Origin of the sequence: Marinomonas lutimaris, assembly GCF_019426345.1 — a bacterium.
Taxonomy (GTDB): domain Bacteria; phylum Pseudomonadota; class Gammaproteobacteria; order Pseudomonadales; family Marinomonadaceae; genus Marinomonas; species Marinomonas lutimaris.
Genome location: NZ_JAHLLW010000026.1, coordinates 1 through 13,298, shown reverse-complemented (window position 1 = coordinate 13,298; position 13,298 = coordinate 1). Strand labels below are relative to the sequence as shown.

Annotated in this window: 11 protein-coding genes and 1 pseudogene; 5 read left to right on the top strand and 7 right to left on the bottom strand. The window is 38.4% G+C overall.

The window, feature by feature from the left end; translation table 11 throughout:
- Positions 1-15: 15 nt before the first annotated feature.
- The 3 genes from KPL72_RS19360 to KPL72_RS19350 are packed head-to-tail and all read right to left on the bottom strand — an operon-like array spanning position 16 to position 3,209.
- A complete protein-coding gene (locus tag KPL72_RS19360) occupies positions 16-1,125 on the bottom strand; it encodes an ABC transporter substrate-binding protein (RefSeq protein ID WP_219704113.1) in 1,110 nt (369 codons plus the stop codon).
- Positions 1,115-2,545 carry a sensor histidine kinase gene (locus KPL72_RS19355; RefSeq protein WP_219704112.1) on the bottom strand — a complete coding sequence of 477 codons (1,431 nt, stop codon included), beginning with the start codon at positions 2,543-2,545 and terminating at the stop codon, positions 1,115-1,117. Before KPL72_RS19355 ends, KPL72_RS19360 begins: the two co-directional genes overlap by 11 nt.
- Positions 2,538-3,209 carry a response regulator transcription factor gene (locus KPL72_RS19350; RefSeq protein ID WP_219704111.1) on the bottom strand — a complete coding sequence of 224 codons (672 nt, stop codon included), beginning with the start codon at positions 3,207-3,209 and terminating at the stop codon, positions 2,538-2,540. The genes KPL72_RS19355 and KPL72_RS19350 overlap by 8 nt, the downstream gene beginning before the upstream one ends.
- 294 nt (positions 3,210-3,503) lie before the next feature.
- Between KPL72_RS19350 and KPL72_RS19345 the strand changes: the two genes are divergently transcribed.
- Entirely contained in the window at positions 3,504-4,400 is an 897-nt protein-coding gene (locus KPL72_RS19345; protein WP_219704110.1) for an EamA family transporter, read from the top strand.
- A 17-nt stretch (positions 4,401-4,417) separates the two neighbouring features.
- Here KPL72_RS19345 and KPL72_RS19340 read toward each other — a convergent pair whose 3' ends face one another.
- The gene (locus KPL72_RS19340; RefSeq protein WP_346729535.1) at positions 4,418-4,669 is read right to left on the bottom strand and encodes an ion transporter; all 252 of its coding nucleotides are present in this window, start codon (positions 4,667-4,669) and stop codon (positions 4,418-4,420) included.
- A gap of 273 nt (positions 4,670-4,942) precedes the next feature.
- Here KPL72_RS19340 and KPL72_RS19335 point away from each other — a divergent pair, with 273 nt between their 5' ends.
- The 3 genes from KPL72_RS19335 to KPL72_RS19325 all read left to right on the top strand — a co-directional run bounded on the left by KPL72_RS19335 (position 4,943) and on the right by KPL72_RS19325 (position 9,610).
- A complete protein-coding gene (locus tag KPL72_RS19335) occupies positions 4,943-5,731 on the top strand; it encodes an ion transporter (protein WP_219704109.1) in 789 nt (262 codons plus the stop codon).
- Between the two features lie 288 nt (positions 5,732-6,019).
- A complete protein-coding gene (locus tag KPL72_RS19330; RefSeq protein WP_219704108.1) occupies positions 6,020-7,768 on the top strand; it encodes an ATP-dependent nuclease in 1,749 nt (582 codons plus the stop codon).
- Positions 7,769-7,771: 3 nt separating this feature from the next.
- The gene (locus KPL72_RS19325) at positions 7,772-9,610 is read left to right on the top strand and encodes an ATP-dependent helicase (RefSeq protein WP_219704107.1); all 1,839 of its coding nucleotides are present in this window, start codon (positions 7,772-7,774) and stop codon (positions 9,608-9,610) included.
- A gap of 230 nt (positions 9,611-9,840) precedes the next feature.
- On the opposite strand, the gene KPL72_RS19320 is transcribed toward KPL72_RS19325, so the two are convergent.
- Entirely contained in the window at positions 9,841-10,110 is a 270-nt protein-coding gene (locus KPL72_RS19320) for a hypothetical protein (RefSeq protein WP_219704106.1), read from the bottom strand.
- Positions 10,111-10,281: 171 nt separating this feature from the next.
- Here KPL72_RS19320 and KPL72_RS19315 point away from each other — a divergent pair, with 171 nt between their 5' ends.
- On the top strand, positions 10,282-11,448 hold the full coding sequence (locus KPL72_RS19315) for a hypothetical protein (protein WP_219704105.1): 1,167 nt from the start codon (positions 10,282-10,284) through the stop codon (positions 11,446-11,448).
- Between the two features lie 109 nt (positions 11,449-11,557).
- On the opposite strand, the gene KPL72_RS19310 is transcribed toward KPL72_RS19315, so the two are convergent.
- On the bottom strand, positions 11,558-12,913 hold the full coding sequence (locus KPL72_RS19310) for an IS5 family transposase (RefSeq protein WP_219704104.1): 1,356 nt from the start codon (positions 12,911-12,913) through the stop codon (positions 11,558-11,560).
- Between the two features lie 181 nt (positions 12,914-13,094).
- Positions 13,095-13,298: pseudogene (locus KPL72_RS19305) on the bottom strand (hypothetical protein); the annotation flags it as partial.

Genomic DNA, 13,298 nt, shown 5'->3' with positions numbered 1-13,298 from the left:
CCATAAAAATAAACTCTACGGTAATGACGAAGAATCGTTAGGAGAAGTAAACATAGCATTATCCCACTCATGATAAATGAGCCGTTTTTTGGCATCATCTGTCTGAATAAGTAATTCAAGGCCTAGAGGAATTGGGCGAAAAATCCCATGCGGTAACTTACTCAACTCATCACGACTATATGGACCTTTCACCTTGGTACTAATTGGCGTAATACCAGAGTGATTAGCAAGTATATGCTGTCCTTCTGAGGACAATAAAAGATCGATAAAACGCTTCGCTAATGTCGGCTGTTGAGCATCACGAGGAATAAACGCCGTGCGCATGATGATCGTCGTATAATCTGTCGGCATGATGGTTTTAATCCATTCATACTTTTGTGACCACTGATATGAATAAGCACCAACAAGATTATAAGCGATGAATATCTGGCCTTTTAAAAGCGCATTTAGCATAGAGGAAGTATCCGTATAAAGCCGAGCTTGATGCGTACCAAAAGCTTCTAACAGTCGCCCATAACTGCGAGATTGTTGTCCATCATAGGCCCACGCCAAATAACCCAAACCTGACTGTTGAATATCAAATAAGCCGATTTTATCGTCTAAAAGGTGATTCTTACTACGAATCAAATTCAATAACTGCTCGCGACTAAGCGGCAAAGCCTCTCCAACCAAAATGTCGCTATTTAGCGCCGTCACGATAGGTTCGTAGGTAAAACCAAACAGCTCATTTCGCCAATGTGAATCCTTGGGGACATTGCTAAGCTCTGGCGAATCATAAGCCAATGCGTAACCATCGTTCGCCAATTTAAATTGAAGATCCATCGCAGGGCTAAGCATCACATCCGGCCTAACATTAGGCTGCGAGATAAATTGCTCGTATAAATGACGAGTATTCGATTCGGTGTAATGAATTGCTACATTCGGGTATTTTTCTTGATATGCCTTAAACAAAGGCGAGATCGCCTGATGATTGATAGCGCCATAAATAGCCAGTACATTTTCTTGATACTTTGGCTGTTTATTCAAACTTGGAAAAGTAATATATGTCGTTTGTTGCGCCGCATCAGCAAAAACAATGTGACTAACCAAGATTAAGCAAAGTCCCAGCACATAACTAACTTTCATACGACAGCCCTTTTCGTTGGGGAAAAATAACTTCCACAATCAATCCGGTTGGCTGGTTGTCTTTTAAATGGAATCTGGCGTCATGATGCTCTGCGACTTCTTTGGCAATGGATAAACCAATCCCAGAACCAGAGGCAAAGTTATCTGGACTACGATAAAAATACTCAAAAATATGTTCTTTATCCTGGTCAGGAACGCCAATACCTTGATCTCGAATTTGTAACACTACTGAAGTCTCAGATAGCTCATCCATCACCATTAGCTCAACTTCAACAACGCTGCCCTTCGGACTGTATTTAATTGCATTTTCGATGATATTTTGCAGCATTTGTTTGAGTGCGAATTCATCACCGTTAACAGTAACTTGGATGTCTCCCAAATATTCAATTTCAACCTGTTGCTCTAGTGCCCAAACCACCAGCTCGCGACACGTCTCTTTGATCACATGATCCAAGGATACAGGACTAAAAGGATGACTCTGATAACGATGTGTTAACGTAGCACGACTAAGAAGTTGGTTGACCGTGTTAGTCAATACATTACTGCTTTCTAAAATATGTTGTAGCTGCTTTTGACGTAACACTTCATCAGTTTCATCTAGAGCGTTTTGCGCCTGTGAATTCAGACCAGCCAAGGGGGTTCGTATCTGATGGGCGGCTTCTGCCGTAAAGCGTTTTAAACGGCTTAATGTATTATCCAACTGAGTCATGAAGAAATTAATGCTCTTTAATAAAGGCGCTATTTCACTAGGTACATTGGCTTCCAGAGGCGATAACTCTTGGGGAGAACGTTCGGTTATGGCTTGCTTGATGGCTTGTAAAGGCTGTAATACCCGCCAAATAACAAAGAGCAATAGGAGTAAGGTAATAAAGAAAAACAAGGTAACAAACTGCAATGCCATTTGGCTGATTTCAGTCGCGGCTGCCCGTCGTGCGTCTAATGTTTGCCCAACAATAATAAAAACATCGTTAACGCTATCCGCCTCTAATAAGCGCTTTCCCAACGCAACAAAACGCACCGTTTCACCGTGATACATGGCTTCATAATAAATAGGAATAAATTTCTCTTTTTCGATGGATTGCTGAAGCAACTGGGTGAACGGAATATTGGGAAGATCTTTGTACCCTGTCAGCACCTGATACTGTCCATTCATAATGGAATAAAACGCGCGGTCTGAGGTAGATAACGCCAAGGTTTCAAAAGCAGAAACGGGTAAATCGATAAAGAACTGCGAATCCAAGAGACTAATATTCTCGGCCATTTGCAAAGCAGAACCATATAAAAGCCGATCATAAGACTCTTTTGCCGCCCTATTCGCATAGATATGAGCACTCCAAAGAGCCACAACGTTAATGACGATCAGCACCGTCGCCACCATCAAAATCAATTGCCGACGAATCGATGTAGTCGCCTTAGCCATGATGTTTTTCCAATAAGTAACCAAGGCCACGAATGGTTCTAATATTGATATCACTGTCTTGCAGAGATTTTCGCAAGCGCGCTACGTAGATTTCAATCACACTTGGATTTGGATTTTCATTAAAGTTATAAATATGTTCGATCAATGCCTCTTTGCTTAAAACCCGCCCAGTGTGACTGATAAACACCTCTAATAAACGAAACTCTCGTTGTTTTAGGTCAATCAGATTACCGTCAACGGTTACCGAACATGCTTGAAGATCTAAACTGACATTGCCATATTCTATGGTGTTTTGCGCTTGTCCTTGGCTACGACGCAGTAAGGCACGACAACGAGCCTCAAGCTCACCAAAGTCCACCGGCTTAGTCATATAGTCATCTGCACCTAAATCCAATAACTCAATGCGGTCTTTAATTCCATCACGCGCAGTTAGCACAATCACAGGCGTATTAGAGTGTTTTTTTCGCAGGGTTTGTAAAATTTGGTTCCCCGTCATATCCGGTAAATTTAGGTCTAATAGCATGAGATCGTATTCTTGCAAGGCCAACATCTGATTTGCCTGTAAACCGGTCTGAGCAAGGTCAAGACCATGCCCCATTCGACTGATTCTTTGGCTAATGGCTTCGCCTAAAATACGGTCATCTTCCACTACTAAAATACGCATGATACTGATGCTCTTGTGACGTCTTTATTGTTATAAGGCAGATTGAATGTGTGTGATATTCAGTTTATTACTCGAAACTTTGTCAATTTAGCCCATATTCCGGCGCGAAAGAATGGGCTATCTCTTCTATCAATACATAAAATGGAAAATGAATACGGTGCCTTTTGCAATTAAAGAAACCATTCTCGTCTGTGTCCTTCATTCTTTCTTCATCTGTCCATGTGCAAACTTATCGAAAACACGTAAAGTGGTTGGCTTATTTTCGCCTCACTATTGTACGGTTAAGGACTCAAGATGATTCGAAAGGATATGTTTTTAGCGCTGATTATTATTTTTGCGTGGGGCTTTAACTTTATCGTCATGCGTTGGGGGTTGGACGAGCTAACACCGATGATGTTAGGTGGCTTACGTTTCCTCGTTATCGGCATGATTGGCTGTTTCTTTTTTTCTCGCCCTAATACACCGCTGCTTTGGTGTATTGGCTATGCTTTGTCATTGAACTTCGGGCAATTTGCGTTTTTATTCAGTGCCATGTCTTTTGGTATGCCTGCGGGACTTGCGTCTTTAGTACTGCAATCTCAAGCTATTTTCACTCTGTTATTCGCGGTTTTGTTGCTGAAAGAAACGGTACGTCCTTATCAAGTACTCGCTATCGGCATTGCGATTGGAGGCTTGGCAGTCATCGGATTGGACAATGAAGATACGACCATGACGGCGCTTGGTTTTGGTTTAACCTTAGCGGCAGGATCAAGCTGGGCGATGGGAAACATTTTCACCAAGATCATCAGCCGAAAAGGTTACGATGCCAACCTAAACCTGATTGTTTGGTCTAGCTGGGTTCCGCCTGTGCCTTTTTTTCTTTGTGCGTATTTCATCGATGGCGGCGACGTTATGTGGAGTAACATCATTAATTTGAGCTTCAAATCAGTTGCATCGCTGGCTTATTTGTCAATCTTTGCAACATTCGTTGGCTACGGTTTATGGAGCCATTTATTGTCCCGCTATCCAGCGGCAACAGTCGCTCCGTTAACCTTAGGTGTACCTGTTGTCGGCCTAACCTCAGCTGAAATATTCCTGTCTGAAACGGTTAGTTCGATGCAATGGATAGGGATTTTAGTTGTGTTGCTTGGTTTGATACTAAATACATTCGGTGGACGCTGGCTGAAAAAAACCAGCCAGCGTACCATTTAATTTAAATAAGAAGCGAGTTAGCCCTTCCGATCTTGTTGCGCGTCTATTTTATCCGCAAGGCGTGCTACTTGAGCCTGTAAATCAGAGATTTGCGTCACCAAAGCCTGATGATTACTCTCTTGATTCTCATGTTCTTCTTGCGCCGTTTCCCGTGTCATCACGTCCAGCACGACACCCACCATCATGTTTAAAAACACAAACGCGGTTAAGAAAATAAAGATGATGTAGAAGATCCAACTGAACGGATAGACGTCCATGGTTTCATACATTACATGTCTCTTATCGGAGAAATATTGTTAACAAGGGAGTGAGTGAATGAGTAAAGGCCGCATCAATAAAGACTTAAAGCTTATACGAGAGCCATGTTAACAAAAATATAGTTAACATGGCTCTATGCATAGCAAAACTTAGCCTAAGAGATTGCAATCTGTTAACCAAAATTTATCGCTTATAAAGATCGACAACACCTCAAACAATTTGAGGTAAATCTTAACGAACGTCACTATAATTGCCATCACCTTAAAAGATTGACTGAAGAAACTATGTACGACGCTGTAAAAACCAAACTAAACAACCTCAAAAACAATAAGATTTTCGAACTGCTGGTTGTTGCAGTCATCATTATCTCTGCCCTTGAAATAGGTGCAAAAACCTTTGATTTACCCTACTCTGCAATTTCAATCACGACAGTCCTAGATGCCTTCATAACAATTTTCTTTCTTTTTGAGTTAACGATTCGATTTGTGGCTGATGAAGATAAAAAAACCTTTTTTAGAAAAGGCTGGAACGTCTTCGATACATTGGTAGTGGTTGTTAGCCTTATACCAATAGACAACTCAGAAATGGCTCTCCTTGCTCGTCTAGTGCGAGTATTCCGTGTTCTTAGGATGGTCTCTGTTGTTCCGGAACTAAGGATTTTGATCAACTCATTGATAAAAGCATTGCCACAATTAGGGTATGTGGTTCTTCTGATGTTTATCATCTTTTACATCTATGCGGCGATTGGTAGCTTTCTATTCAGTGAAATCAATCCATTTCTTTGGGAAGACATAGCTATCTCAATGTTGACATTATTTAGGGTGATGACCTTTGAGGACTGGACAGATATTCAATATGAGACCATGGAAGTCTATCCCATGAGCTGGATTTACTACATGTCATTCATTTTCTTTACCGCATTTGCGTTCTTAAATATGGTAATAGGCATAGTCGTCAACGTGATGGAAGAAGAACACCAAGCAGCAAGAGCAGACAAGCAACCTTCACTTAGTGAGCTACAACAGGAACTCAAGGAAATCAAAGCGGTATTATCAGAGTTACAGAAAAAATGACTTACAAAGATTTTTATAAGGGCTATTGTAGGGCTGAAGTTAAGTATTCATCTAAAAAATCTTAAGGTCATCCATATATGCTGCTGATTTATCATAATAATTGCTATCAAGAACGGTTTACGTCGAAGACATAAACGCCAAAGACGCTCAACCAAGGCTTTTTAAAACTATTTTCCCCATAGATATCAAAAAGATATGATAACTTAGATATTTTTCAATTTATTTACATTAGTTAGATGATTTAAACTTAAATGTAATTCTGAACAGGTTCACTTTATAGAGGGATATATGGGGATTTTAATTAAAAGCGTACGTATTTCGGGCTTTCGTGGCTTAAAGAATATAGAAGTTGAATTGGAAAAAACAACTATTCTAACAGGGATGAACAATGCAGGTAAAACTTCATTTCTAAAAGCGATTCAGGTTGCTTTGGGCAACCGTCAGTTTATATCTCAAGATGACTTCTTCATTTTTCGCAATCAAACCTCCCAGAAAGTAACAATAGACCTACTAATTATTCCCTCTGACGGAGAAGAATTTTCAGAAGATTGGGAAGTTTTACTGACAACTGATCGGTTACGTGTTGATGCAGAAGCCAATAGCTATGTTCCTATGCGAACTGTCGTAACTTTTGACCCTATCAATAATTCCTATAAAACAGAGCAATTTATCCTTTCTGAATGGCCAGCATTTAATAATGGAACTATAAACTGGTTTGATATTCCTGTAACCAACAAATCAAGCTTTAAGTTCGATGGGGTGCCATTTTTCTATATGGATGCTCAAAGAGACATAATTGAAGACATTAAAGTGAAAAACTCATACCTAGGACGGATGCTGTCAAAAATTGAATATTCAGCCAACGATATATTAGCAATTGAAAGACAGATTCAATCTCTGAATGAAAGGACGGTAGAAAGCAGCCCAATTCTTTCCAATATCAAAAGTTCATTACAGAATCTAGATTCTGCTTTGGGTAGTAATGGAGCGGGGATTGACTTAACACCTTTTACGAAAAAAATTAGAGACTTAAGTAAAGGACTATCAATTTATTATACTGATAACGAAGATAGCTTTTCTATGGAGTATCATGGAATGGGGACGAGAAGTTGGTCTTCATTGCTAGTTTTGAAGGCATTCATTTCTTTACTAAACCGAAACTCAGTTGCAGATAATTCGGTTTTTTTCCCTATTCTATGTATTGAAGAACCTGAAGCGCACTTGCATCCTAATGCCCAGAAAAAACTATACTCACAGATAAATGAAATAGAAGGTCAAAAAATCATATCTACACATTCTCCTTATATCGCAGCCGCCGCTAAACTGAAACAAATCAGAAGTTTCTATAAATCAGGAAATATTAACATCGGAGCAATAGATGTAACCCAATTATCTGCTGAGGATGAACGAAAAATCAAAAGGCAGGTTATTAATACTAGAGGTGAGATGTTCTTCTCAAAATTGATCGTCCTTTTTGAGGGAGAAACGGAAGAGCAAGCATTACCAATATTTTTCGAGAAATATTTTGGTAAAACTCCTGTAGAGATGGGGGTCGATTTTATAGGTGTTGGGGGGTATACATGTTATTTGCCATTTTTACGATTTACTGAGTCACTTAAAATTCCCACGTTGATTCTAAGTGATGCAGATGGACAGCATATAATTGATAAAGTTAATAGCCAGCTCATAATAGCCAAACCTACAGCATTACTTTCAGAATCTATAATATTCTTAGATAATGGAAATGATTTTGAACGGCAGTTAATTGTAGATGGATTTCAAGCAAGTATCAGAAAGGCGATACTTTCATTTGATGAATATACTAATGAACAACATCGCAACGCCGCAGCCCCAAGAAGAGCATTAGAAGTTGAAAGGTTTAATGATGATACTCTTTACGAGAACCTGACTGCACATAAAACTAAATTTGGCCCAATTGTAGCCGAACACATCACTATGGATGAGGATGTGCTGCCAAGTAAAGTTACGCTATTGTTTGATAAAATTAGTGCTATCTTATCAGCAGTTGAGGAGTAACGAATGTTAAATGAAGTAGAGCTATCTGCAAAGCAAAGGGAAATAGTCTTCAGTCCGAATACGGCTATCTTAGTCAAAGCAAGCGCTGGAAGTGGAAAAACAAGAGTGTTGACAGAGAGAATTCGACACCTCCTTAAGCAGACCAACAAAAAAGTGCTTGCTTTGACCTTTACGAATAAAGCAGGCTCAGAAATAAAAGATCGACTATCTGACATTGATAATATTGAATCGAGAACTTTTATTGGGACATTTCACGGATTTTGCCAATCAGTATTAGAGAATCATGGTTCTCTAATAGGCTTATCAACCATGCCCCATATTTTTGAAGATGAAACTGATAGGCTTGAATTGGTAGAGGAAGCTATTTCGATGACTCCATCTTATGAGTCAAATTATAGATCTCAATCAAACAAGGAACAGAAAGCATTTAGGTATAGAGTCTTAGAGTATGTATCCCAAGTAAAAAGAGAATTGATTGATGATGGACAAAAACTTGGTTTGCATACAGATGATGAAAATATAGTTTTGTTATACCAAAACTATCAAGATATTTTGCACAATCAAAATGCTATTGATTTTGATGACCTCTTACTAAAAGTGCATAGCTTATTTTTCCGTTTCCCTAAAATTGCGAGTCTATATAGAAGAAGTTTTTATGCTATCTGTATTGATGAAGCTCAAGATTTAAATAATTCTCAATACCAGGTTTTACTAGCATTAACTGGTAACAAATATGATTCTGTCATGATGGTTGGAGATTCAAACCAGTCTATCTATCATTTTAATGGATCATCTCCCACTTATATGACGGATAGATTCGTTAAGGACTATTCCGCAAAAATTACAAATCTTTCTGAAAACTATCGTTCGTCTTATTTTGTTTTATCTGCGGCAAATAAATTAATACCAGAGACCAAAGATACTTCGGGAGTTGTTAAGCAAGGTATATTTGAGATCAATGCATACCCGAACGAGTTTAATGAATCAGAAGCTGTAATAGAAAAAATAAATAAATTAATTGATTCTAAGTATCATAGTGATATTGAAGGTCAGATTTGTTATGAAAAAATTGCAATCTTAGCTAGGAATAAATATGTTTTTAACCAAATTGAAGTGGAGTTAGAAAAGCAAGGAATACCTTATTATTTTAAAATGACGCCTGGATCATTGAGGTTTGAATCTGAGATAATGAAGACTTTTGATTTAGCTCTAAGGGTTAAATTAAATCCACAAGACCGACTGCATAAAATGAGGTTGATTGAGCGATGTGGATCTAAAGCTGAGGCAGATTGCTCTTTGGAACAGATATCAAAGGAAGTAACACCCACTGAGCTTAGGGATATACTGGGATTAATACTTTCGGTTAGCGATGACGGTAGTAACTTAAAGAGGCTACTAGTTGACTTTCGAGACTCACTAGCTATTGCAGATGAAAATGAAAAAAACATGGTTTTCAATGATATCAATGAACTGATAAAGCATTGGTTGAATTATGCTAAGAAAACAGACAATAAATCTTTGCACCAATTTAAAAACGCAATGGCATTAGGACAAACTCATTCATTGACAGAGCATACAGGTATAACCCTTAGTACTGTACATACAATGAAGGGGCAGGAGTTTGATATTGTATTTGTTATTGGGTTAGATGATGAAACATTCCCTGATTACCGTGCTGTAAGAAACAAGGGTATTGAACTTATACAAGAAAAAAATAATTTATATGTAGCGTTCACTCGGGCTAAACGGTTTCTTTTTTTATCTTACCCTCAACAGCGAACGATGCCATGGGGTGGAGTGAAAAATAGAAAATACTCTCGTTTTTTGCAAGTATTCTGTTAACTTAAAATCATGTTAAAACTTTAGCTTAAATAGATATTCGCATATAACTTACATTGGAGACGACAGTTTTAAATTTGAAGACTTAGAAAAATCATTAATGTTCTAGTTAACTATTTTCTCTTAACCTATTAATGTAATGGATCAGACCTAGGCTAAGCTAGGAACAATAAGACGGTGGTGTAATGTCAGGTCTATCGCAACTTTATCTGCAATAGACCTGAAATATCGTTTTATAAGATACAAGCTTCTCTGAGGGCTCTACGCTCTTCTAAAATTGCTTCAAACGCATCGTTTACAGGCGTTTCTTTATTCATATTAGCTTCAACATGTATAATAGCACCAGCTGCTTCTGCAAATGCTTGAGCTGAATTTGGTTTAGAATGAGTTTCTGCCATTTTATTAATTATATCAGCGGTAGTTATGTTTTCTTTTTTGGCTCGGCTCAACGCATTTCTGTCTTTTCTAAATGCACCTTGTTGTGTCATCGTTTTCTTTTTCATATTTACCTCATAATCTATTGTGATAATTGGATGGGATACCTAGCAGGAAGCAGCAGCTCATTAGCTAACTCCTTAAGGCACTTAGTTAGATTATATTTAAAAGCAGCTTGCACCAAGGGTCGACTAGGGGGATGATTTATGACCCTACTTTTACTTTACTTCTGACTAAACATGACTTCAAAACGATACTCAGGCCCACTTGTCGATCAATGGTTTAATGAATTAGATGCTGTAATTCAGCATGATATATTATGCTATCTTGTAGAATGTCGAGTACTCGAGACTGATGAATCATCATTTGATGGATTTCAATTTTTATCTATAGATCATGAGCTTATGGAAGCAATGCATATTTATTTAGATAATATCCTTGAGGTAGAAGATGAGACAAATTTAGCAAACTTAGAACCTACGGTAGGTTCATTGGTGGGATATAATCAAACGGAGCGTTTCCTAGACGAACAGGATTTTCTTATACAAGTTATCGAAAGAAAACGTTATGAAGAACTTAGTGGGCAAGCACGAGAAGCGCTTACAAATAGGTATCCATTAGCAATAAATACTGTTAAATACCTGATAGAGAAAATAGATGAGCAACCTTTGCCGCCATGCTTGTGGTCACAAAAACTTAACGAGCACTTTCGCATTGACAAGTTATGGTATGATAACAAGCTTGACGACATTTTGATTTTTCACACTATTTTAATGAAGAGCCTAGAAGAAAACAAAAAAAATATATGCCAAATTATCCAGAAGAAGCCTGAATTAGTAATATCAAATAAGAAATATCAATATATTGACATCGTACTTGAAGAGCATAAAGGTGAAGTTCAGCTGGTCAGCAACTACAAATTGAGCAAAATATTAGAGCTAGAAGAGCCATATCGACAGAGGGTTCTCGATTACTGTGATAACTTGCAAAAAAACAATATTGACAATTACATTAAGAACGTCACTTCAGCTACATCTATACACAACAAATACACATCTGTACCTCCATCAAGAAAAAATCTGGCCTCTAGATATGATGGTTACTCATCACTACTTATTGGCTTATACTGTATAAAAAATGAACACCTTTATAAAAAAATAAATTATCGCGAATATGAAGTCGAATTTGATAGTTTTAGGGATTTTGTTGAAAAATCTCTTTATGAAAAATTTGATTTTTTAAATGATAGCTTTAATATTTGGAGAGAAAAAAACAAAACACACTGTGAGTCTGATGATTTAAAAAGCTATATAGATAATACCCTTACTAAACGCATTAAATTGAACATTAAAAAAGTTCGTGACATAGTGAAGGAATTTGAAATCATCTACTTCCCCACCAATTGATAAATTTAAATCATACGAAGACATATATAACCTGAACTATTTTAAACTAGGAATAATTTTAACAATCATGGAATTCAAGGTTAATTAGTCGTCCCTGAATAATGGCGTTTCAGGCAAGAAGCGCCATGCTATTTTTAGGTTTTTCTAGTGGGAAAACTATTTTCAGCCATAATCGTCTTAAAAATGCTCCAAAATATGGGGTACAACAAAGCCACTTCAGTAGCTTACGTAGGTTCTGACCACAGGCACTTAAGATCACGTTGATCGCATCGCCCTGTACTCCTTTTAAGAAGCATCGTCTGAGTTTTCCATCCGATTTGAGATGCCCTATGATGGGTTCTACACTGTTTCGTCTTCCCATCCAGTGCTTCTCTTTCTTAGGGACTCCGCGTTTTTGACCTGCAATCAAGACGTTAATGTCTTCCACGCCAGACCCTTTATACCCTCGGTCAACAAAACAGGTTTCTGGTTTTTTTCCTGTCAGGGTTTCAACTTGTTGAAGTTGATCTTTTAACGTATGCCCATCATAAGGATTGCCTGGATAGCTTCTTGCTCCCACGATAAAGGATTCTTTCGCGGTCACGGCGATACTGGCTTTCACACCAAATTCGTAGCGTTTATGCGCTTTGCCTTTGGATATACAGTCCACATTGGGTTCATGTAGGCTGTACAGCTTATTTTTGCTCTGGCGACTTTGTTTTAGTAATCGATAAGCTTGGTTGAGTGTGTCTTCCTGTTTTTGGGTGAGCATTAACCCTTGTTGTTTTACTTGTCTATCAATATCTCGCAGGACTCGCCCTAAAAAACCTTTCACTTGCTTAATCGCTTTTTCCATCCGATTGTATTGTTTGGCGTGACCATAACGTCCAATTTTAGGCATTAACTCATGACAGGCGTAGTCATAGGTTTGTCTTAACGTGATGTTTTGTTCTTTGGCGACCTTAATAAGCTGCTGTCGAGCCTTGTTATAGAGCTTGGCATCGGTTGGGAAGGTGATGTTTTTTTCTTGTACCGTGGTGTCTACTACGACTCGTTTTAGGCTCGCTGGTTTGATGACTTTTAGCTTTAGACCTGCTTGTATCGTCTGGGTAAGCAGCCATTCGCAGCCTTCTTCTCCTAACCGTTTTCGCCATTTTACAAGACTGGTTAGATGACACGGGAAGTTGTGTTGGAAAAAGGTTTCGCCGCAAAAGTATTGGTAATAAGGCGATTCAAGCCATTGCTCTAATACCATTTCGTCAGACAAGTTATGCAAGTGCTGCAAATACAGTAACCCCGTTATAAGACGCGTTGGTAGCGCGGCTACACCAACCGTTGAGAAGTGTGCCCCCAATTCGTTATCCAACAGGTTCCAATCAATGATCTTAGCCAGTCGAACTAAAGGATGATTGGGATTAATGATGTCTACGAGCTGAGGTTGGAACAAATCTTTTTGCGGCATGGTCTTTGTCTGACGAGGCTTCATAAAACTCACCCATTCTACAACTTTTTAGGTCTAAAGGCGTATTTATCGTAAGATTTAGGTATTAACTATCTTATAAAAACACATTAGATTCAATAGGTTGAGAGATTTTCAGGGACGACTAATTAAGTCATTGAGATTTACCTCCTCCGCAGTTACAACACCTTAAAACAAGATACATCAACTATAAATTTTTAATATCTATAGCAATCTCAGGTGAGTTTTCACGCTGCTCTACGACTTTTTCTAAGTCTAAGTCTTCCAACTTCTCCAGCTCGATGATTAGTGCTTTTTTGGAAGTATCGTCCAAACGGGAAATCAAGCACGCCAGTTCAGCACTTAGGTCGTCCTCACACAAAAAGTAGTTCAGCGGGACATTGAGTTCTTG